We start from the raw sequence: 19194 nt of genomic DNA, 5'->3' as shown, positions 1-19194 counted from the left end.
CCTCGCGCAGTTCCCAACTCCATTCCGTGCAGGCGACTGAAATGAACCTGACTTTACCGATGTTCTCCGGCGCGACGCGCCGGCGCGTGGCCGGCATCGGCGCCCGCGTCGCGAAGGCGGGCGTGAGCCTGATCGGTCTGCTCACGCTGACCTTCGTGATCGGCCGCGTGATGCCGATCGATCCGGTGCTGTCCGTCGTCGGCCCCGACGCCGATCAGGCGACCTACCGCGAAGTGTATCGACAGCTCGGCCTCGACAAGCCCGTCTGGGCGCAATTCGGCTCTTATCTTGACCATCTCGCGCATGGCGATCTCGGCCGCGCGCTTTTGACGGGCCGCCCGGTCGCCGAGGATATCGTCCGCGTGTTCCCGGCAACAGTCGAGCTCGCCACCGCGGCGATCGTATTCGGCGCGCTGCTCGGCATTCCGCTCGGCGTGTTCGCGGCGACGCGGCGCGGGCGCTTCGCGGACCAGGTGATCCGCGTCGGCGGCATGCTCGGCTATTCGACGCCCATCTTCCTTGTCGGCATGCTTGCGCTGCTGGTGTTCTACGCGCATTTCGGCTGGACGGGCGGTGTCGGACGCGTCGGGCTGGGCGAGGAGGGCGTCGTTGCGCCCGTGACCGGCTTTCTGCTGATCGATGCGGCGCTGCGCGGCGACTGGGCCGTCTGGAAAAGCGCGCTCCATCACCTGATGCTGCCCGCGACGATTCTCGGCCTGCACTCGACCGCCTATATCAGCCGCATGACGCGCAGCTTCATGCTGACGCAGCTCTCGCAGGAATACGTGCTGACCGCGCGCGTAAAAGGGCTGTCCGAGCGCGCGGTCGTGTGGGGGCACGTATTTCCGAACATCCTCGTGCAATTGCTGACTGTCGTCGCGCTCGTATACGGCACGTTGCTGGAAGGCGCCGTGCTGATCGAGAGCGTGTTCGCGTGGCCGGGCTTCGGCCAGTACCTGACCAGCAGCCTCCTGCTCGGCGACATGAACGCGGTGATGGGCTGCGTGCTGCTCGTCGGGCTCGTCTTCATCGTGCTGAACCTGTTGACCGACGTGCTGTACCAGGTCGTCGATCCCCGCACGCGACCATGAATGCGCCGCCGCTTCCGTCACGCGCCTCATCGCGCGCCATGCTGGCCTCCACTCAACCCAACCCGTTGCCCGATACGATGAACCCGTCTTCCGTTTCCGTTCGCCCGCAGCCGGCTTCGTCCGACCGGCTCGCCGCGCTCCTGCGTCACGCGCGCCGGCTACTGCGCACTCCGATGACCTGTGCCGGCGCGATCGTGGTCGCACTGCTCGTCGTCGTGGCCGTGCTGGCGCCACTCGTCGCGCCCGCCGATCCGTACGCCCAGCATCTCGCCTTCGCGCTCGCGCCGCCCGGCGCGGGCCACTGGCTCGGCACAGATGAGTATGGCCGCGATATCCTGAGCCGGCTGATTTATGGCACCCGCATCACGCTGTTCATCGTCGTGCTGGTGAGCGTGATCGTCGGGCCGATCGGCCTTGCCATCGGCACGGCGTCCGCGTATTTCGGCGGCTGGGTCGATACCGTGTTCATGCGCGTGACCGACATCTTCATCTCGTTTCCGAGCCTCGTGCTGGCGCTCGCGTTCGTCGCCGCGCTCGGGCCGGGAATCGAACACGCGGTGATCGCGATCGCGCTCACGTCATGGCCGCCGATCGCGCGCCTCGCGCGCGCCGAAACGCTTTCGTTCCGCAACGCGGACTTCATTGCCGCCGTCCGGCTGATGGGCGCGCGGCCCATGCGCATTCTCGTCTGGCACGTGTGGCCGATGTGCGTGTCCTCGGTCATCGTGCGTCTCACGATGAACATGGCGACGATCATCCTGACCGCCGCAGGCCTCGGCTTTCTCGGCCTCGGCGCGCAGGCGCCGTCGCCGGAGTGGGGCGCGATGGTGTCGGCGGGGCGGCGCTACATGATGGATGCATGGTGGCTCGTCGCGGCGCCCGGCGGCGCGATCATGATCGTGAGTCTCGCCTTCAACCTGCTCGGCGACGGATTGCGCGATCTGCTCGATCCGCGCGCGAACTGAACCACGGAGCGCGACATGACCAATCAATCCTTCAGCCTCGCGGCAGATCCGAAGCTCGTCGTCGATGGCCTGCGCGTCAGCTTCGCGACCGAGACCGGCATCACGCACGCCGTGCGCGACGTGTCTTTCACGCTTGGCAGCGAGAAGCTTGCGATCGTCGGCGAATCCGGCTCGGGCAAGTCGACGGTGGGCCGCGCGCTCCTGAAGCTGCATCCGCGCCATGCGGCGATCGACGCCCGCGCGCTGCGTTTTGCCGACACCGATCTGCTGCGCGCCGACGAAGCGACGATGCGCACGATCCGCGGTCGTCGCATGTCGATGATCATGCAGGACCCGAAGTTTTCGCTGAATCCGGTGAAGACGGTCGGCGTGCAGATTGCGGAGGCGTATCGCGCGCACGTCAGGTGCAGCGCCGTCGAAGCGCGCGAGCGAACGCTCGTGATGCTCGAGCGCGTGCGCATTCGAGACCCGCTGCGGGTGTACGGACAGTACCCGCACCAGATTTCCGGCGGCATGGGGCAGCGGGTGATGATCGCGATGATGCTGATTCCCGAGCCGGACGTGATCATCGCGGACGAGCCGACTTCTGCGCTCGACATCACCGTGAGGCTGCAGGTGCTCGAGGTGCTCGACGAACTGATCGCGAAGCGCGGCATCGGGCTCATCTTCATCAGCCACGACCTGAATCTGGTGCGGCACTTCTGCGACCGCGTGCTCGTGATGTATGCGGGGCGCGTGGTCGAATCGTGCGCGGCGGACGATCTCGAGCACGCGCGGCATCCCTATACACGCGGGCTGATCGACACGCTGCCGCGCATCGACCGGCGCCGCGAGCGGCTGCCGCAACTGCAGCGCGACCCGGCATGGAAAGGACTCTGAGGAGACGGCATGAGCATGATCGATATCGCAGGACTCGACCTGACCTTCGGTGACGGCGAGCGCGCGCACCACGTGCTGCGCGACATCCGGCTGTCGGTGCAGACGGGCGAAGTGTTCGGGCTCGTCGGCGAATCCGGCTGCGGCAAGAGCACGTTGCTGCGTTGCCTCGCGGGGCTGATCCGTCACTGGAGCGGGGACATTCGGATCGACGGGCGCGCGTTCGGGCATGCGCTTTCGCCCGAGCGCTGCCGCACCGTGCAGATGGTGTTTCAGGACCCGTACGGCTCGCTGCATCCGCGCCATACGATTGCGTCGGCGCTTGGCGAGCCGCTGCGCATTCACGGCATGCGTGACGTGGATGCGCGCATCGATCGCGCGCTGACCGATGTCGGCCTCGACGCTTCGTTCCGGACGCGTTTCCCGCATCAGTTATCCGGCGGACAACGCCAGCGCGTGGCGATCGCACGCAGTCTGATGCTCGAGCCGCGCATCCTGCTGCTCGACGAACCGACCTCGGCGCTCGATGTTTCCGTGCAGGCCGAAGTGCTTAATCTGCTTTCCGACTTGCGGCGCGAGCGCGGTCTAACTTACGTGATGGTCACGCACGATCTCGGCGTCGTTGCGCATCTGTGCGACCGGATTGCAGTAATGCGCGAAGGGAAGATCGTCGAAACGCTCGCGGTCGAATCGCTTCTCGAGGGCCGAGCGCAGCAGGATTACACACAGTCCTTGCTCGAGGCCTCTATTAGGTATGCATGACGCATATCGGGTCCACTAGAGGCCGCTCAGATGTCACCTTGCTCATGTTGCGTCACGCGCGAGGGCGCGGGGACGCATGCACTTTTCATTCGCTGTTGCTGTCAGACCGGATCCGGCCCATGAGGGGTAATTGTCCTTTTCGTGCATTTTCTGGCGGTAACGGCGGCAGAAGCCGCTTGTAGCAAGGCTGAACGACCTCAGACGCTTTTGCAACCTGACGGATTTTCAAGCGGTTGATCTGAAAGCGCTTTTTCGTGAAAACCGTTAGAAAATGCACGAAAAGGACAATTACCCCGCGTTCCGCGAATTGGTGATCGTCTCGGAGACCTTCTGCCGATTGATCTTTCATAGCTCCTTTGATCGCCTGACACGCATAGAGGCGACGCTGCGTAACCGCGAACAACTGGCTGCGCTTGGCTCGCTTGCCGCAGGCCTCGCGCACGAATTGGACAATCCCGCCGGCGCTCTGGTGCGGACGGCAGACCGCGAGGCCATGAAAATCCTGGGGAGCCTGGGCAATCGCCGGGACGTGACGAGCGTAATGTCGGGTATCGACGCGCTGAAGCAGACTCAGGCTGTCGATGCGCTCTGCGACTGGCTCGTCGCACAGGGTGTGGCCAAGCCCTGGCTCCAGGCGCCATGCCGCATCGATTCGGGCATCCTGCAGGAGGAACTTGGCCCGCTTGCAGTCGTTCTGTCCAAGCAGCAGTTCTCAGCCGCCATCCATTGGCTGGCGTCGACATTGGAACTCGACGCGCTAATGGAAGACATCCGCGTGGGTTCGATTCGGATCTCAGAGATCAGCCGGGCGATGAAATCCTACTCGCGTATGGATCAGGCACCGCAGCAGGAGGTGGACATTCACGAAGGGATTGAAGACACCCTCATCGTAATGCAGCACCGGCTCAAGCAGGGGATCACCGTGCAGCGAGACTACGATCGCAGCCTGCCGCGTCTGACAGTGTACGGCAGCGAGCTCAATCAGGTGTGGACCAATCTGATCGATAACGCGATCGATGCAACGAATGGCCGGGGCGACATCATTGTCCGGACGTACCACGAGATAGACGAGGCGGTGGTTGAGATTACCGACAACGGGACAGGCATCGCGGACGATGTCATGCCGCATCTGTTCGAACCGTTTTTCACCACCAAGCCGTTAGGTCAGGGCATGGGTCTGGGCCTCGACATCTCATATCAGACGGTGGTCAACCGGCACCGTGGTGCGCTGCTCGTCAGCTCACGCCCAGGACGAACGACGTTTCAGGTGCGTCTGCCGATGGTGGGGAATCACGGTCAAATATAAGCGCCCTGGACATCATCATAAGCAAAGGACTAAAAAATAGGCATTGCTGACGCGTCGGGTCCAGACATGCACGATTCGAACGATCCCCTAACTTGCCGTCGCCTTGTCGGGCGGTCAAAGCAGCATGTGTCGCTGATGCGTGGGTCAGATCTCCCACGTTCAAGCTTCGCATTTTGATGCGCTTAAATGCATGATCACGCGGACTATTGATGGAGCGCACGACAGGCTGTGGCGCGAGCATCCGGACGCTCGGATATCGAATCTTGCTCATCGAGAGAGCACGTATCCCGCTCGACACCGAAGTGGACGCCCCCGCAACTGCTCGCCCGCACGGCCGTGTGTTCTTAAGGACTCGAAGGGCAGGCGCGACTGCGCATGTTTTACGGAAGGATGAGCGGGAAGCTGGTCGAGACGAAAAGCCTTGACCAACCACCCGTCGAGATCTATGCAACAGGTTCGGGCCGCTTTGTCGCAAGACAATCAACGGTATCTCGCGCGCCGAACGCGAGCGCAAAGCTCGACACTTGATGTCCAACCGTCCTAACCTGCTCGACCACCTTGGGATCCGAGCACGAATCGGTCGACTCGAAGCGTGTCTCCAGCGTGTTCACCGTCGCACCGAACGGCGTCGGCCAGCCGCGCAATGCATGAATGACCGAGCGTAGCGACGTCAGCACAGTGCCAGCCGCTTGCCATCCATATACCGTGACAATGCTGCCCACGGCCCGTCCGTCCAGATAGGGACGATCGTCGTTACGGAGTTCGTCTAACGTATCGAGGGCGTTCTTCACCAGACCAGAAATGCCGCCGTGATAGGCAGGCGTAGCAACGATGAGCGCATCGGCGGCCCGTACCATTTCGATGAGTTCATGCTGTTCGTCGGTCAGTTGCCGGGTCTCGGGCGCGTAATGGGGAAGACTGTGCAGGAATGCACCGCCGAAAAGCTGCACGCGCGCGCCAGCGTCCTGGGCGCTCTTCAACGACAACGCAAGCGCGCGTTCCGTCGACGATGCTGGCCGCGTCGCGCCGCCAATTCCGACCACGAGAGGACGGTGAGATGAGTGGATTCGAGTCAAGGTCAGTGCTCCAATTGGACTGGCGGAATGAGCGTTTCATTCCCGGTTGGACGCTTTGCTTCACCATGGAGATTGTTCAAGCCCGCTGGATCTTCGGCTTAAGCTTTCTGGGTGTCTTGTTTCGAAAATGCGCCATGGCACATCGACCAACTCATTCGACGCCGCCATTCATCCGCTGGCGCCGTTCGAAGCGCGGCGTCGAGCGATAGGTGATTCGAGAATGTGACCACGAAGCTAGCTTCCGTAACATGAGACAACGATATGCATGAGTCGAATCTATCGGCCTGCTCAGGCAAAGACGAAGTACTTGCGCACCGTCTCCACCACCTCCCAGGTCCCTTTCATGCCGGGTTCAATCACGAATACGTCACCGGCCTTGAGGTGCACCGACTCCTCGCCTTCCGGCGTGATAATGCAGTAGCCGTCGAGGAAGTGGCAGAACTCCCATTTCTCGTAGTTCACCTCGAACTTGCCCGGCGTGCAGATCCAGGTACCCATGATCTTGCTGCCGTCCTTGGAGAGATAAGCGTTGAGGTTCACGGTGTGCGGATCGCCGCCGATGCGCTTCCACTTGGTGGCGTCAAGGACCGGAATCGGGCAGGTTTCGCGCAAAACGGTGATGAAATCGGACATGTCAGCTCCAAACGATCGGATAAGAGGTCCTCACCTTAGTTCAATAGCGTTACTGAGGCTAGTACGCTTCCGACATCGACTCAGCTATTTTCGACACCGACTCGGCTTTAACCTGAGCGCTAGGCCGCCTGTTGGTCGCCTACGGCGTCGAGCTGCACGCGAACGCAGTGACGGCGCTTAGCCTCAGGCGCACTTGGCCCTGATGTGTTCGGCACGCGAGAGTCTTGACGCAAGCCGGCCGGCGCTACATTGACTGATTACCGACTACTGATTACTGATTGGAATTTCACGACGTTCGCTCGTGCCCTGTGAAGGGTCCCTTCGATTCCAGTGCTCTTTGCGACGGTAGCGCGATCTAGGGCTAATGGGGTTTGCGAGACAACCCTTCCGCTTGGGACGAATCGAGGTAGTCGTACCTTTCGTGCAAAATCTGGCGGTTGGTTTCGACCGACGATGCCTGATGCAACGCATTACGCCCGGTGTCCGGTATCGCGCGACCACGCGCTCACACAGGCTTCGTCTCCTCCACGATCTTGCGCGCCACACGGTCCGTCAGCACGGTCCGGTCGCACAGGCCGACGAATGCTTCGGCGCTGTCGACGAGGGCCACGAACCTGCCTGACTTCCCGATGATCGAGCGCGCCATCGATTCCTCGGTGAAACCCTTCTGCACGCGGGCACGTTCGAGCTGCGTGCCGAGCATGGACGGCAGGCCGGCCGCCGTCACGTATTCGGCGAGCTCCCACGTCTTCATGCCCTGTTTGGCGGTGCGGTCGATCTCCAGCCAGGGAGCATCGGGGCGCGTCGGGCCGACCGGGGTAGCCGGCAATGAGATGGCCGAAACGGAGGAAAGGAAGCCTTTTGCGATCTGATTCAACGCGTTCTCGCTCAGATCGCCGTTCTGAAAATCATTCAGACTCCATGCGGCGAGGTCCAGATTCTTGTATGCGTTGAGCCACGCCGATTCGTATTCAGGAAAGCGCGCGCCGATCGAGGCGCGCACGTCGCGTGGCGCGGCGGCGCCGATGTATGCGCCGGACTCGCCCGTGAAGACGATGCAGCGCGCGGCTCGATTGCGGTCGAGCAGGGCGCTGAACACGAACAGGCGGGACGTGAGCCACGCGCGCGCGCGCTATCAGCGCCGAGGGCGATCAATGCGTAATCGGCCGAAGCAGAACGCGTGACGCCCGCGATCATGATCTGCACGCCGCTTTCCTGAACGGCCACCTGCTTCAATGTCTCCGCCGATGTCGCGAGCAGCGGGTTGGCCGGCGAGAGTTGCGCCAGCTCGACTTCGAACTGGAAGACCTTCAGTTTCGTTGCCCGCTGCTTCAAGGACGAAAGCAACTCGATGAGCGTGCCCTGGAATTTCAGCAGCAGAAAGACGATGGTCGCGGGCCATATGACGGCTTTGATCAGTTCAACCATGCTCATCTCCCGCGCCCGGATCGAGCCGCCTTTGTCAAATCTATAACAAGGACGATCCGGATCAAGGGGAGTCGTACCTTTCGTGAAAATTCTGGCGGTTGGTTTCGAAAATGCCTTTCTGAACAGTGGCTTGCAAGATTCAGCTTTGGCAAGATGCCAGAGCCCTGCGGAGCGGATAAGGGTCTGATCTAACTCACCGCCAGAATTTGCACGAAAGGTACGAATACCCCTTTCCAGGTATTCAGTGCCAAGCGCATTACCCGTATCCCAAGGCCATGTATGGCGCTTGACGCCATATCGGCTCTATGGCATCCTCCGCCATATGAACAGGAAAGCCACTCTAGTGTTCGAAGATCGTTCGGTCTATCCCGACGGGGCCATACTCGAAATGCGCATCTGGCGATTGCCTGAGAGCGACGCTGAAAGACCGCACGGTCTGAAGTACAGCCTTTTCTACGGTCGAGATGGCCAACGAATCATCGGCTACGACAATGAGCGTGGCAAGGGCGACCATCGGCATTATCGCGATCGTGAAGAGCCCTATGTTTTCTCGACAGTAGAACAGATGGTAGGGGATTTCCTGGATGATGTGGAACGTGAGCGAGGTGAAACATGAGCAAGCTTAATGTGCATGTGGGTGGTGCTCGGGATATGGGTCGCCGATTTGCGTCGGCCTTCAACCGCGCGCAAGCAGGCGAAAAGTTCGAAGAGCGGCATGTAACCTTTCTGTCGTTGGAGGAAATGCTCGCCGCGCTGTCACCGAAGCGCCTGGAGATGTTGCGTCATCTTCACCGCGAAGGCGCAGAAAGCGTGAAGGCGCTTGCGCTCGCCCTGAATCGTGACTACAAACGGGTCTATGAGGATGTAGCCATTCTGGAAAACGCGGGTCTCATCGTGCGTGAAGAGGGACGTCTGATTGCGCCGTGGGATGCGTTGACCGCTGAAGTCTCGCTGTGAGCGGTAGCTCTCGGATCTTGTTCAACATTGTTGTCCGGGGGGAGCTGTTCCTAGCTCACGCGATGTGACGCAACATGGACACGAACGCTCTATACTTCCTCTGAACGCATGTCCTCCAAGCAAACGGAGAATCACCGTGAGAACGAAGCTAGCAGGCGTTGCTGTGGCATTCCTCGTGGGCGTTGCGGGAACGGTTGTGGTTCCGCTTTCGTACGCTCAGGTTAGTAGTACGAACGCAACCGACGCGACGCAAGCAGCTTCTATGACCAAAGCGGAAAAGAAGGCTGCGAAAAAACAAGCACGCGCGAAGAAGAACGCCGAACTGAAGAAGCTTGAGGACGCAGGCTACAACCCAGGTCGAGCGAATGACCCCAACTATCCCCAGAATTTGCAGGACGCGCAAAAGAAGGCGGGGATCGGGGCGGCTGCCAGCCAGTAGATTTCGCAGCACGCGCGAACGAGTCCCGCAGGCAGCGACAGACCTCGTCGCGCCGGGCAAGAAGAATATCGAGCAGGAACTGCCATCCTTCGAATGCTCATTGCATTGCGCCAGGTCGTTCCATTCCATGAGCCATCCATCGATGATCACGCACGGCTGAGGAGCGTTTTCGCCCGGTCCACCCGATGCGCATCGACGGTCATGTCGGCGATCTGGAGGCGGCGGACATCGGATTTCGGGAGGAACACCCGGTTGACCGGGATTCTTCACGCAGCGCCGGTTCAACTGGAGACAGCCTTCGGTCATGGACTACCACGTGGTAGAACTTTGGCTATATTTCAGCCGGGATGAAGTTTTCCCTGTGCGTTTTTTAGTGCCGAAAGCGCGCATGGGCACGGCACACTCCCTCATGTAAGCAATTTGCGAAAAACCGATAAATTGCGTTATGTCAAGCTGCAGGGATATTTCTGGCGTCAGGTGCCAATGACCGTTTATTGAGTTCAACTCGCTACCCGCGCCGGGTACCGTTGCGCTTCAAGACTGATCACCGCCAGATTTCGGCGTTCGCTCCGACTTCGATGGTCGATATCTAGCGTTTGACCAACCCGAGTACGTACGTGCATTTTTCGTCGGTCGGATTTATGAAAGTACACGGAACAGGGGGTCCGAGTTGCAAACAATCTCCTGCATTCAGCGTGTGTGTAGCGTCGCCTTCCTCGAAAACCAGCGTCCCCGAGGTCACCCAAATTTGCTGATGCTGGAACGTGAACGCGGATGGCGGATAAGCGACCCTCACGCCTGCGGGCAGGCTGACCTCGACCAGTTCAAGTACTGAACCATTCAACGGCGAAAGCACGCGCCGCGTATAGCCCGTTTCTGGATCCTGCCAGATCGGCTGAGAGTCGGCACGGCTGATCCTCAGCCCCGCTTGCTCTGCCAACGCTAGCAATGTCGAAAGTTGCAATCCAAAGGCCCCAGACAACCGGCCGAGCACCGTGGCAGTTGGACTGGCTTCGCCGCGTTCGATCTTGCTGATCATCGCTTTGGAAACGCCCGAGCGCTCCGCGAGCTCGGAAAGTGACCAGTTTCGCGTTTCGCGCTCGATCTTGACGCGGGTGGCGATGGCGTCGGTCGGGTCACTTGTCACTCAGAACCCCATAGTCGGATCAATGTCGGAGCGACGCATTATAGACGCGCGCACTGAACGTACTCGTGCCAGGACTTTGATTGGTCCGGGCAGCGAGCGTAAACCCTATAAAAATTATTTTTACAGTGGTCGAGCGTCCACTATAGTAAACGCAACGAAACCACTCTAGGCCACGAGGCCGACAGTTCCAAGCGTTATTTGAATACAGGACACGACCATGCCGCAAGAAATCCGCCTCAACGCCTTCGACATGAACTGCGTCGGCCACATCCAGCAGGGTTTGTGGGCGCATCCGCGCGACCAGTCCAGCCGGCACGGCGAGCTCCAGTACTGGATGGACTACGCGAAGAAGCTCGAAGCCGGACTCTTCGACGGCCTGTTTCTCGCCGATGTCGTCGGCGTCTACGATGTCTATGGCGGCAACGCCGATGCGTCGCTGCGCGGCGCGGTGCAGGTGCCCGCGAACGATCCGCTGATGATCGTGCCTGCCATGGCCGCCGTCACGAAACATCTGGGCTTCGGCGTCACGTGCAACCTCACGTACGAGCAGCCGTTTCTGTTCGCGCGGCGTATGTCCACGCTCGATCATCTGACGGGCGGGCGCATCGGCTGGAACATCGTCACCGGCTATCTGGACAGCGCGGCACGCGCCATCGGCATCGATCATCAACTGGCGCACGACGACCGCTATGACCTCGCCGACGAATACATGTCGCTCGTCTACAAGCTCTGGGAAGGAAGCTGGGCCGACGACGCCGTGCTCAACGACCGCGCGAACGGCGTGTATGCGTCGCCGTCGCGGGTGCGCGCGATTCATCATCAGGGCGCGCAATACAAGGTCGATGCCATGCATCTGTGCGCGCCCTCGCCGCAACGCACGCCGGTGCTATATCAGGCTGGTTCGTCGACGCGCGGCCGGCAGTTCGCCGCGACGCACGCCGAATGCGTGTTCGTGAACGGCCAGAAGAAGGACGGCATACGCGAGATCGTCAGCGATATTCGCGCGCGCGCCGTGCAGTACGGGCGCGACGCGAACGACGTGAACGTCTTCATGGGCGCGACGCTCGTGATCGGCCGCACCGATGCGGAAGCGCGCGACAAGCTCGAGGATTACCGGCGCTACGTGAGCTCGGAGGCGGCGCTCGCGCACGCGGCGGCATCGCTGGGCATCGACTTTTCGCGCTATGACATCGACGAACCGGTCGATACGCAGAAGAGCCAGGCGATCGTCTCGAACGTCGAAGCGATGACGCGCAGCGTCGGCCCGCAATGGACGCGCCGCAAGCTGCTCGAACAGATGGTGCTCGGCAGCCGGCAGAAGCCGTGGGTCGGGTCCGCGCAGAGCATCGCCGATCTGATGATGGCGTGGGCCGAGGAAACCGGCATCGGCGGCTTCAACCTGTCGCGCACCGTGGTGCCCGAATGTTTCGACGATGTCGTCGATCTGCTGATTCCGGTGCTGCAGGAGCGCGGCGCGTACAAGACGTCGTATCGCGACGGCACGTATCGCGAGAAGCTGTTCGGCCATGCGCGGCTGCCGCAGTCGCATCCGGCGGCACAGTATCGCGGCGGCTTCGACGCGAACCTTTGATCCCTCATCTTCCTCATCCGCAATCGAATCGGGCGACATCATGATCGACAAGACAAAGTTTCGAGAAGCCATGGCGGGCCTGGGCGCGTCCGTCAACGTGATCACATCCGATGGCGCGGCGGGCCGCGCGGGCTGCACCGCGTCCGCCGTGTGCGCGGTCACCGACGATCCGCCGACGCTGCTCGTGTGCATCAACCGGTCGAGCCGCAACAACGCGATCATTCGCGAGAACGGCGTGCTGTGCGTGAACGTGCTGTCGGCGGAACAGCAGCACGTCGCGGCGCGCTTCGCCACTAAAGACGCCAGCATGGACGAGCGCTACGCGTGCGGCGAATGGCACGCGCTCGAAACCGGCGCGCCGGTGCTCGAAGACGCGATCAGCGCGCTCGATTGCGCGGTGCAATCCACCACGGAAGTCGGCACGCACACGGTATTCTTCTGCACCATCGAAGCGACGCGCACGCGCAGCGAAGCCGATGCGCTCATCTACTACGCGCGCAATTTTCATCGCGTCGGCAATGCGGCGGCGGGCATGTCGCACGTGGCGGCGTGACGTGTCGAAATACGATCGAGATTCTTCAATGTCAATGGCAATCGATTACCCGAAAGTTCAGATGCTCATCGGCGGACAATGGCGCGACGCGCCGGGCCGACCGGTCATCAGCCCCGCTGACGAAACCGCGATCGGCAGCGTGCCGAACGCCACGCCGCGCGATCTCGACGACGCGCTCGCAGCCGCGCAAAGCGGACTTCAGGTCTGGAAGCGCACGTCGCCTGCGCGCCGCGCCGAAATCATCCTGCGCGCGACGGAGTTGCTGCGCGAGCGCGTCGAAAGCATTGCGCCGGTGATCGCGATGGAGCAGGGCAAAACGCTCGCTCAGGCGCGCGCCGAAGTGCTGCGCAGTTGCGATCTGATGGCCTGGGACGCGAACGAAGGCAAGCGCCTCTACGGACGCGTGATTCCCGCCGAGCCGGGCATGCGTCATACGGTGATTCGCGAGCCGCTCGGTGTGATCGCCGCTTTCACGCCATGGAATTTCCCGATGAGCTCGCCCGCGCGCAAGATCGGCGGCGCCCTGGCGAGCGGCTGCGCGATCGTGCTCAAGCCGGCGGAGGAAACGCCCGCGGGCGCGGTCATGCTCGCGACCGCGCTGATGGATGCCGGCCTGCCGCCGGGCGTGCTCAATCTCGTCTATGGCGATCCCGCGCAGATCTCGGAGCATCTGATCTCGAATCCGGTGGTGCGCGGCATCACGTTCACCGGCTCCACGCCCGTCGGCAAGCATCTCGCGGGGCTCGCGGCGCGCTTCATGAAGCCCGCGATCATGGAACTCGGCGGACACGCGCCCGTGATCGTCTGCGATGACATCGATATCGATTCCGTCGCGCTCACCTGCGTTAAAGGCAAGCTCAATAACGCGGGGCAAGTGTGCGTGGCGCCCACGCGCTACTTCGTGCATCGCGCGGTGTATGACGCGTTCGTCGACGCGTTCGGACGGCACGGCAAGGCGATTCGCGTTGGGCATCCGCTCGAAGCGGGCAGCGATATCGGCCCGCTCACGAGCCGTCGCAGGCTGGAGGCGATCGAAGCGCTCGTGCAGGATGCCGTGGACGCAGGCGCGCGCCTGATGTGCGGCGGCAAGCGGCTGCCGGGCGCGGGCTACCTGTTTCCGTTCACGATTCTCGCCGACGTGCCCGATGCTGCCCGCATCATGCACGAGGAACCGTTCGGGCCGGTGTGCGTCGTGTCGCCGTTCGATTCACTCGATGAAGCCATCGCGAAGGCGAACGCCCTGCCCTTCGGACTCGCGGGCTATGCGTTCACACGCGGCGCCGCGACGGCGTACCGGCTCGGGCAGGAAATGGAAGTGGGCAATCTCGCGATCAATCACTTCGTGTCCGCCGTATCGGAGACGCCTTTCGGCGGCGTGAAGGAAAGCGGCTACGGACGCGAAGGCGGCGTCGAAGGGCTCGAATGCTACACGACAGTCAAGAGCATCTCTCATCTGATCGTGTGATCGACTGATCGACTGATCGACTGATCGCGTCATCTCATCGGGCGGGAATCGGCCGACTAAACCGCATGTGAAGTTCCGCGCGCCGGGTTGCGATCCGGCGCGTGCAAGACGGAACGCCCGCGGTGCGCGTTCCGGGGCAAGGCAACACCGCAAAGGTTGACGGCGTTCTCGTCCGGGACATGATTGCCCGTGGCTCCGCTCGTCTTTTCAAAACAAAAGCTCGTGGAGTCTCGATGCGTCCCATCCACACCCTCGTCGTTTTGCCGCCCGCGTTCGTATTGCTCGGGCCGTTCTTTCTGAATCGCGTGACGCCGTTCGTTCTGGGCATGCCGTTTCTGCTGGCGTGGCTGGCCGGAACGCTCGTCGTCACGTCGATCGTGATGGCCCTCATCTGTCATTCCGACAGCAAGCACCGCGTCAGAACCAGTGAAGACATGGCGGGAGAGCATGCATGAATAGCGCACTGTTGATCATCTTCGCGGCGATGGCGCTCGCGTTGTTTCTCGGCATCCGCGCCCGGCCGGGTAAAGGCATGAGTCTGGAGCAATGGGCCGTCGGCGGACGCGGTTTCGGCACCGCGATCGTGTTTCTTTTGATGGCCGGGGAAATCTATACGACCTTCGTGTTTCTCGGCGGCAGCGGATACGCCTATGGGCACGGCGGCGCCGCGTACTACATGATCGGCTACGGCAGCCTGTGTTTCGTGCTGTCGTACTGGCTGCTTCCGCCCATCTGGCGATACGCAAAGCAGCGCGGCCTCATCTCGCAACCGGACTTCTTCGCCGCCAAATACCGCAGCCCGATGCTCGGCGTGTTCGTCGCGATCGTCGGCATCGTTGCGCTCATTCCGTATCTCGTGCTGCAGCTCAAGGGGCTCGGCATCATCGTGACGGTGGCGTCGTATTCGGCGTTGTCATCGACGCAGGGCGTGTGGATCGGCGCCACGGTCGTGGCCGTGTATGTCGCGTTGTCGGGCGTGCATGGCTCGGCGTGGACCTCGGTCGTGAAAGACATTCTCGTGATGGGCGTCGCGGTGTTTCTGGGCCTGTATCTGCCGTTCCATTACTACGGCGGCGTCGGGCAGATGTTCGCGGCCATCGAAGAGGCGAAGCCGGGCTTTCTCGCGTTGCCGGCGCGTGGCGAAAGCCCGGTGTGGCTCGTCTCCACCGTGCTGCTCTCGACGCTCGGCTTCTATATGTGGCCGCACATGTTCATGGCGACGTACACCGCAAAGCGCGAGGAAGTGCTGCGCAGAAACGCCTACGTGCTGCCGATCTATCAGCTCATGCTGCTGTTCATTTTCTTCGTGGGCTTCGCGGCGGTGCTGCGCATTCCGGGCCTCAAAGGAACCGAGATCGATCTGGCGCTGCTCAAGATTTCGATGGCGACATTCGATCCGTGGTTCGTCGGCGTGATCGGCGCGGCCGGTGTGCTGACGGCCATCGTGCCCGGCTCGATGATCCTGATGACCGCATCGACGCTGCTCGCGAACAACGTCTATCGCGTGGCGCGGCCGGGCGCGAGCAAGGAGCATATTGCCGCTTCGGCGCGCTGGATCGCGCCGCTCATCATGCTCGCCGCCGTGTTCTTCACGTTGCAGGGCGGACAGACCATCGTCTCGCTGCTGCTGATGGCGTATGCGCTCGTCACGCAACTGTTCCCTGTGCTGGTGGCTTCGCTGATGCGCAACAACCCGGTCACGCGACCGGCCGCGTTCGCCAGCATCATCGTCGGCGAAGGGACGGTGGCGGCCGTGTCGCTCACGAAGAGCACTATCGCGCAACTGTTCCCGTTCCTGCCGGATGCGCTGAAGGACCTGAACGTCGGCATCGTCGCGCTCGTGCTGAACGTGATGACGTTGATCGTCGTGACCTTGCTCACGCGGCGCGCCACCGATGAAGCGCGCAGCGGCGCAACCGCGCTCTGACGAGCCCTCGAGGAGCACACGATGAACGCACACGCCGGATTCACGATTGCCTACATCGAAGCGCAATGGCATTCGGACATCCTCGCGCCGGGCAAGCAGGCCTTCGCGCGCCGCATGAAGGCCAAGGGAATCGATGAAGACCGCATTCACTTCTTCACCGTTCCCGGCGCGTTCGAGATTCCTCTGTTCGCGCGGCGGCTCGCGGCGAGCGGGCGCTACGACGCGATCGCGGGCGCGGCGTTCGTCGTCGATGGCGGCATCTATCGGCATGATTTCGTGGCAAGCACGGTCGTCGATGCATTGATGCGCGTGCAACTCGATGCGAACGTGCCGGTTTTTTCGATGGTGCTCACGCCGCATCATTTCCACGAGCACGCGGCGCACCTGCAGTTCTTCAAGGATCACTTCTCGATCAAGGGAAGCGAGCTGGCCGACGCCTGCATGCAGCAATTGCTGAACCTCGAAGCGCTCGACCACCATCGCGTCGAGACGCTCACATGAACCTTCGAAAAGAGCATGAATCAAGGCACTGAAACGTTGCTGGACGATTTGATCGACCAACATCTTCCCCGATGGATTGCATTGCGGCACGACCTGCACGCGCATCCGGAGCTGCGTTACGAGGAAGTCCGCACATCTGACGTGATAGCTGATGAACTGCGCGACATCGGCTTCGAAGTCACGCGCGGACTCGGTGGCACCGGCGTGGTCGCGAGCCTGCCCGGCATCGATTCTTCGCGCGCGATTCTGCTGCGCGCGGACATGGACGCGTTGCCGATCCGCGAGACGAGTCAGCACGCGTATGCGTCGCGTCACGAAGGCCGCATGCACGCCTGCGGTCACGATGGCCACACGGTCATGCTGCTGGCCGCCGCGCGCGTGCTCAGGCAATTGCCGCGATTGCCCGGCAGCGTTCACTTCGTGTTTCAGCCTGCGGAAGAAGGCGGCGCGGGCGCGAAGCGCATGCTCGACGAAGGCCTGCTGGAGCGATTCCCGAGCGAGGCCGTATTCGCGATGCACAACTGGCCGAGCCTGCCAGCGGGACACTTCGGCTTGCGCGCGGGACCGATCATGGCTGCGGGCGTGCGCTTTCGCATTACCGTGAAAGGCGTCGGCGCGCATGCGGCGCAACCGCATCGCGGCATCGATCCGGTGCCGGTCGCGTGCGCGCTGGTGCTGCAGTTCCAGACGCTTTGCGCACGGCACAAGGACCCGGTCGATCCGGCCGTGCTGTCCGTCTGCATGATCCACGCGGGAGAGACGGACAACGTCGTGCCCGAATCGGTCGAGATGCGCGGAACGATCCGCACGTTGTCGTCGCGTTTGCTGAACGACATCAAGGAAGGCGTGGACCGGCGTTGTCAGGGCGCGGCGCATTCGTATGGCGTGCGCATCGAAACCGAGTTTTTTCAGTACTACCCGGCGACCGTCAACACGAAAAACGAAACCGACTTCTGCGCGGCCGTGCTGCGCGCGACTTTCGGCGACGAACACGTTCATGCCGATGTCGCGCCGAACATGACGTCCGAGGATTTCGGGTTCATGCTGGAAGCCCGTCCCGGCGCGTATGTGCTGGCCGGTAGCGGCGGCGATGCGGGCCTGCACAACCCAGCCTATGATTTCAACGACGCGCTCATTCCGGCAGGCGTTCGATACTGGACGGCGCTCGCGCACGCCTGGTTCCGACGGCCAGCCGCGACGCGCTGAAACAACAGGAGAGTGTCCCTTGGCAATGGCGGAAAGTAGCGGCGTGCGGCGGTTGCTCGTGGATCGCATCGGCCCCGTGACGGCGATCTCGCTCGCGCAGCTATTCGGAACCTCGCTGTGGTTCAGCGCGAACGGCGCGGCCGCCGGCATCACGCGCGCGTGGCACGCCAGCGCGACGGATATCGGCTGGCTGACGAGCGCGGTGCAGGCAGGCTTCATCCTCGGCACGCTGACGATGTCGCTGAGCGGCGTCGCCGACCGGTTTCGCGCGAGTTCGATCTTCGTCTGGAGCGCCATTCTCGGCGCCGTCTTCAACGCGATGTTCGCGCTGCTCGCGACGGGCGTGCTCTCCGGCGCGATGTGCCGTTTTCTCGTCGGCGTGTGTCTCGCCGGCATCTATCCGATGGGCATGAAGCTGATCGTCAACTGGGCGCCGGAGAAAACCGGCACCGCGCTGGCGCAACTCGTCGCGATGCTCACGCTCGGCTCGGGCCTGCCGCACGCGCTCAAAGTGGTGGGCGCCGACTGGCCGTGGCAGGCGATCATCGTGGCGTCGTCGGCGCTGGCGTTGCTCGCGAGCGTGCTGATCGCGATTCTCGGCGACGGGTCACGCATGGCGAATGCGCGTCGGCGTGCGGCGGGAAGCGCGGCGGCTTCATCGCCCGGCATACTCGATGCACTCAAACGCCCCGACTTTCGCTGCGCGGCGCTCGGCTATTTCGGCCACATGTGGGAGCTTTACGCGTTCTGGACGCTGGTTCCGCTCTACATCGCGCGCTCGTCGCTGGCGCAGGGCGTGCACGCGGGCGGCGTGTCCGGCCTGTCGTTTTTCGTGTTCGCGGCAGGCGCCGTCGGCTGTCTCGCGGGCGGCATGCTGTCGCGCAGAATCGGCAGCGCGGCCGTCGCGGCAGGCGCGCTGGCGATATCGGGCACGTGTTGCGTGCTGTTCGCGCTGCTGTGGCGCGACGCGAGCGTCCCGCTCCTGCTCGTTCTGATGCTGGTGTGGGGCGCGACCGTCGTCGCGGATTCGCCGCAGTTTTCCGCGCTTTCCGCGAAGGCTTGCCCGCCCGAACTCGTGGGCAGCGCGCTCGCCATTCAGAACTCGATCGGCTTCGCGATCACGGTCGTATCGATTTCAGCGGCAACCGCGCTGTTCGAAAAGATCGGGCTCGATTCGTCGTGGCTGCTCGTGATCGGCCCGATCGCCGGCCTGCTGGGATTCGCCCCCGTGCTCAGACGGCGGGCGAGCGGCCAGGCGTCGTCATCGTAGG

The 19194-nt window shown here is 62.5% G+C and carries 21 protein-coding genes; 17 read left to right on the top strand and 4 right to left on the bottom strand.

Annotated features, from left to right (window positions below):
- The first annotated feature begins 41 nt into the window (after window positions 1-41).
- The 5 genes from AWB78_RS20240 (at window position 42) to AWB78_RS20220 (ending at window position 5000) form a co-directional block, all read left to right on the top strand.
- Window positions 42-1091 (top strand): ABC transporter permease, encoded by a 1050-nt coding sequence (locus tag AWB78_RS20240; RefSeq protein ID WP_198399307.1) that lies wholly within the window; start codon window positions 42-44, stop codon window positions 1089-1091.
- A gap of 77 nt (window positions 1092-1168) precedes the next feature.
- A complete protein-coding gene (locus AWB78_RS20235) occupies window positions 1169-2056 on the top strand; it encodes an ABC transporter permease (RefSeq protein ID WP_062607477.1) in 888 nt (295 codons plus the stop codon).
- A gap of 15 nt (window positions 2057-2071) precedes the next feature.
- The gene (locus tag AWB78_RS20230; protein ID WP_062607425.1) at window positions 2072-2935 is read left to right on the top strand and encodes an ABC transporter ATP-binding protein; all 864 of its coding nucleotides are present in this window, start codon (window positions 2072-2074) and stop codon (window positions 2933-2935) included.
- Between the two features lie 15 nt (window positions 2936-2950).
- Window positions 2951-3694 (top strand): ABC transporter ATP-binding protein, encoded by a 744-nt coding sequence (locus AWB78_RS20225; protein WP_062607476.1) that lies wholly within the window; start codon window positions 2951-2953, stop codon window positions 3692-3694.
- 271 nt (window positions 3695-3965) lie between these two features.
- Window positions 3966-5000 carry a sensor histidine kinase gene (locus tag AWB78_RS20220; RefSeq protein ID WP_062607424.1) on the top strand — a complete coding sequence of 345 codons (1035 nt, stop codon included), beginning with the start codon at window positions 3966-3968 and terminating at the stop codon, window positions 4998-5000.
- 443 nt (window positions 5001-5443) lie between these two features.
- On the opposite strand, the gene AWB78_RS20215 is transcribed toward AWB78_RS20220, so the two are convergent.
- The 3 genes from AWB78_RS20215 to AWB78_RS20205 all read right to left on the bottom strand — a co-directional run bounded on the left by AWB78_RS20215 (window position 5444) and on the right by AWB78_RS20205 (window position 7808).
- Complete coding sequence (locus AWB78_RS20215) at window positions 5444-6076, bottom strand: NADPH-dependent FMN reductase (protein ID WP_062607422.1); 633 nt, start codon at window positions 6074-6076, stop codon at window positions 5444-5446.
- Window positions 6077-6364: 288 nt separating this feature from the next.
- Window positions 6365-6709, bottom strand: a complete 345-nt coding sequence (locus tag AWB78_RS20210) for a cupin domain-containing protein (protein WP_061151644.1) — start codon at window positions 6707-6709, stop codon at window positions 6365-6367.
- Between the two features lie 505 nt (window positions 6710-7214).
- On the bottom strand, window positions 7215-7808 hold the full coding sequence (locus AWB78_RS20205) for a hypothetical protein (protein ID WP_062607420.1): 594 nt from the start codon (window positions 7806-7808) through the stop codon (window positions 7215-7217).
- 179 nt (window positions 7809-7987) lie between these two features.
- Between AWB78_RS20205 and AWB78_RS46650 the strand changes: the two genes are divergently transcribed.
- The 4 genes from AWB78_RS46650 (at window position 7988) to AWB78_RS20190 (ending at window position 9533) form a co-directional block, all read left to right on the top strand.
- On the top strand, window positions 7988-8329 hold the full coding sequence (locus tag AWB78_RS46650; RefSeq protein WP_157697576.1) for a hypothetical protein: 342 nt from the start codon (window positions 7988-7990) through the stop codon (window positions 8327-8329).
- A gap of 151 nt (window positions 8330-8480) precedes the next feature.
- A complete protein-coding gene (locus tag AWB78_RS43650; RefSeq protein WP_232477760.1) occupies window positions 8481-8753 on the top strand; it encodes a toxin-antitoxin system TumE family protein in 273 nt (90 codons plus the stop codon).
- Entirely contained in the window at window positions 8750-9094 is a 345-nt protein-coding gene (locus tag AWB78_RS20195; protein WP_062607416.1) for an HVO_A0114 family putative DNA-binding protein, read from the top strand. Before AWB78_RS43650 ends, AWB78_RS20195 begins: the two co-directional genes overlap by 4 nt.
- A gap of 196 nt (window positions 9095-9290) precedes the next feature.
- Entirely contained in the window at window positions 9291-9533 is a 243-nt protein-coding gene (locus AWB78_RS20190; RefSeq protein WP_374729481.1) for a hypothetical protein, read from the top strand.
- A gap of 589 nt (window positions 9534-10122) precedes the next feature.
- Here AWB78_RS20190 and AWB78_RS20185 read toward each other — a convergent pair.
- Window positions 10123-10680, bottom strand: a complete 558-nt coding sequence (locus tag AWB78_RS20185; RefSeq protein WP_062607412.1) for a helix-turn-helix domain-containing protein — start codon at window positions 10678-10680, stop codon at window positions 10123-10125.
- Between the two features lie 217 nt (window positions 10681-10897).
- Here AWB78_RS20185 and AWB78_RS20180 point away from each other — a divergent pair, with 217 nt between their 5' ends.
- The 8 genes from AWB78_RS20180 (at window position 10898) to AWB78_RS20145 (ending at window position 19193) form a co-directional block, all read left to right on the top strand.
- Complete coding sequence (locus AWB78_RS20180) at window positions 10898-12271, top strand: LLM class flavin-dependent oxidoreductase (protein ID WP_062607410.1); 1374 nt, start codon at window positions 10898-10900, stop codon at window positions 12269-12271.
- Window positions 12272-12311: 40 nt separating this feature from the next.
- On the top strand, window positions 12312-12824 hold the full coding sequence (locus AWB78_RS20175) for a flavin reductase (RefSeq protein ID WP_062607408.1): 513 nt from the start codon (window positions 12312-12314) through the stop codon (window positions 12822-12824).
- Between the two features lie 28 nt (window positions 12825-12852).
- A complete protein-coding gene (locus AWB78_RS20170) occupies window positions 12853-14289 on the top strand; it encodes an NAD-dependent succinate-semialdehyde dehydrogenase (RefSeq protein WP_232477759.1) in 1437 nt (478 codons plus the stop codon).
- Window positions 14290-14522: 233 nt separating this feature from the next.
- On the top strand, window positions 14523-14744 hold the full coding sequence (locus AWB78_RS20165) for a DUF3311 domain-containing protein (RefSeq protein WP_062607404.1): 222 nt from the start codon (window positions 14523-14525) through the stop codon (window positions 14742-14744).
- The gene (locus AWB78_RS20160) at window positions 14741-16216 is read left to right on the top strand and encodes a sodium:solute symporter family protein (protein WP_062607403.1); all 1476 of its coding nucleotides are present in this window, start codon (window positions 14741-14743) and stop codon (window positions 16214-16216) included. Before AWB78_RS20165 ends, AWB78_RS20160 begins: the two co-directional genes overlap by 4 nt.
- Window positions 16217-16237: 21 nt before the next feature.
- Window positions 16238-16717 carry a 6,7-dimethyl-8-ribityllumazine synthase gene (locus AWB78_RS20155; protein WP_062607401.1) on the top strand — a complete coding sequence of 160 codons (480 nt, stop codon included), beginning with the start codon at window positions 16238-16240 and terminating at the stop codon, window positions 16715-16717.
- Window positions 16718-16732: 15 nt separating this feature from the next.
- Window positions 16733-17923, top strand: a complete 1191-nt coding sequence (locus AWB78_RS20150; RefSeq protein WP_082883358.1) for a M20 aminoacylase family protein — start codon at window positions 16733-16735, stop codon at window positions 17921-17923.
- 25 nt (window positions 17924-17948) lie between these two features.
- Window positions 17949-19193, top strand: coding sequence for an MFS transporter (locus tag AWB78_RS20145; protein ID WP_062607400.1), 1245 nt, complete (start codon window positions 17949-17951; stop codon window positions 19191-19193).
- The last annotated feature ends 1 nt before the right edge of the window (window position 19194 follow it).

The sequence above is a fragment of the Caballeronia calidae genome (genome assembly GCF_900044055.2).
Classification (GTDB): Bacteria; Pseudomonadota; Gammaproteobacteria; order Burkholderiales; family Burkholderiaceae; genus Caballeronia; species Caballeronia calidae.
This window is presented reverse-complemented; position numbering and strand designations above follow the sequence as displayed.

What these genes read in the sequence shown, in the direction of transcription:
- AWB78_RS20240 (WP_198399307.1), top strand. Translation starts at nt 42, where the DNA reads ATGAACCTGACTTTACCGATGTTCTCCGGCGCGACGCGCCGGCGCGTG.
- AWB78_RS20235 (WP_062607477.1), top strand. Translation starts at nt 1,169, where the DNA reads ATGAACCCGTCTTCCGTTTCCGTTCGCCCGCAGCCGGCTTCGTCCGAC.
- AWB78_RS20230 (WP_062607425.1), top strand. Translation starts at nt 2,072, where the DNA reads ATGACCAATCAATCCTTCAGCCTCGCGGCAGATCCGAAGCTCGTCGTC.
- AWB78_RS20225 (WP_062607476.1), top strand. Translation starts at nt 2,951, where the DNA reads ATGATCGATATCGCAGGACTCGACCTGACCTTCGGTGACGGCGAGCGC.
- AWB78_RS20220 (WP_062607424.1), top strand. Translation starts at nt 3,966, where the DNA reads ATGCACGAAAAGGACAATTACCCCGCGTTCCGCGAATTGGTGATCGTC.
- AWB78_RS20210 (WP_061151644.1), bottom strand. Translation starts at nt 6,709, where the DNA reads ATGTCCGATTTCATCACCGTTTTGCGCGAAACCTGCCCGATTCCGGTC.
- AWB78_RS20195 (WP_062607416.1), top strand. Translation starts at nt 8,750, where the DNA reads ATGAGCAAGCTTAATGTGCATGTGGGTGGTGCTCGGGATATGGGTCGC.
- AWB78_RS20180 (WP_062607410.1), top strand. Translation starts at nt 10,898, where the DNA reads ATGCCGCAAGAAATCCGCCTCAACGCCTTCGACATGAACTGCGTCGGC.
- AWB78_RS20175 (WP_062607408.1), top strand. Translation starts at nt 12,312, where the DNA reads ATGATCGACAAGACAAAGTTTCGAGAAGCCATGGCGGGCCTGGGCGCG.
- AWB78_RS20170 (WP_232477759.1), top strand. Translation starts at nt 12,853, where the DNA reads ATGTCAATGGCAATCGATTACCCGAAAGTTCAGATGCTCATCGGCGGA.
- AWB78_RS20165 (WP_062607404.1), top strand. Translation starts at nt 14,523, where the DNA reads ATGCGTCCCATCCACACCCTCGTCGTTTTGCCGCCCGCGTTCGTATTG.
- AWB78_RS20160 (WP_062607403.1), top strand. Translation starts at nt 14,741, where the DNA reads ATGAATAGCGCACTGTTGATCATCTTCGCGGCGATGGCGCTCGCGTTG.
- AWB78_RS20155 (WP_062607401.1), top strand. Translation starts at nt 16,238, where the DNA reads ATGAACGCACACGCCGGATTCACGATTGCCTACATCGAAGCGCAATGG.
- AWB78_RS20150 (WP_082883358.1), top strand. Translation starts at nt 16,733, where the DNA reads ATGAATCAAGGCACTGAAACGTTGCTGGACGATTTGATCGACCAACAT.
- AWB78_RS20145 (WP_062607400.1), top strand. Translation starts at nt 17,949, where the DNA reads ATGGCGGAAAGTAGCGGCGTGCGGCGGTTGCTCGTGGATCGCATCGGC.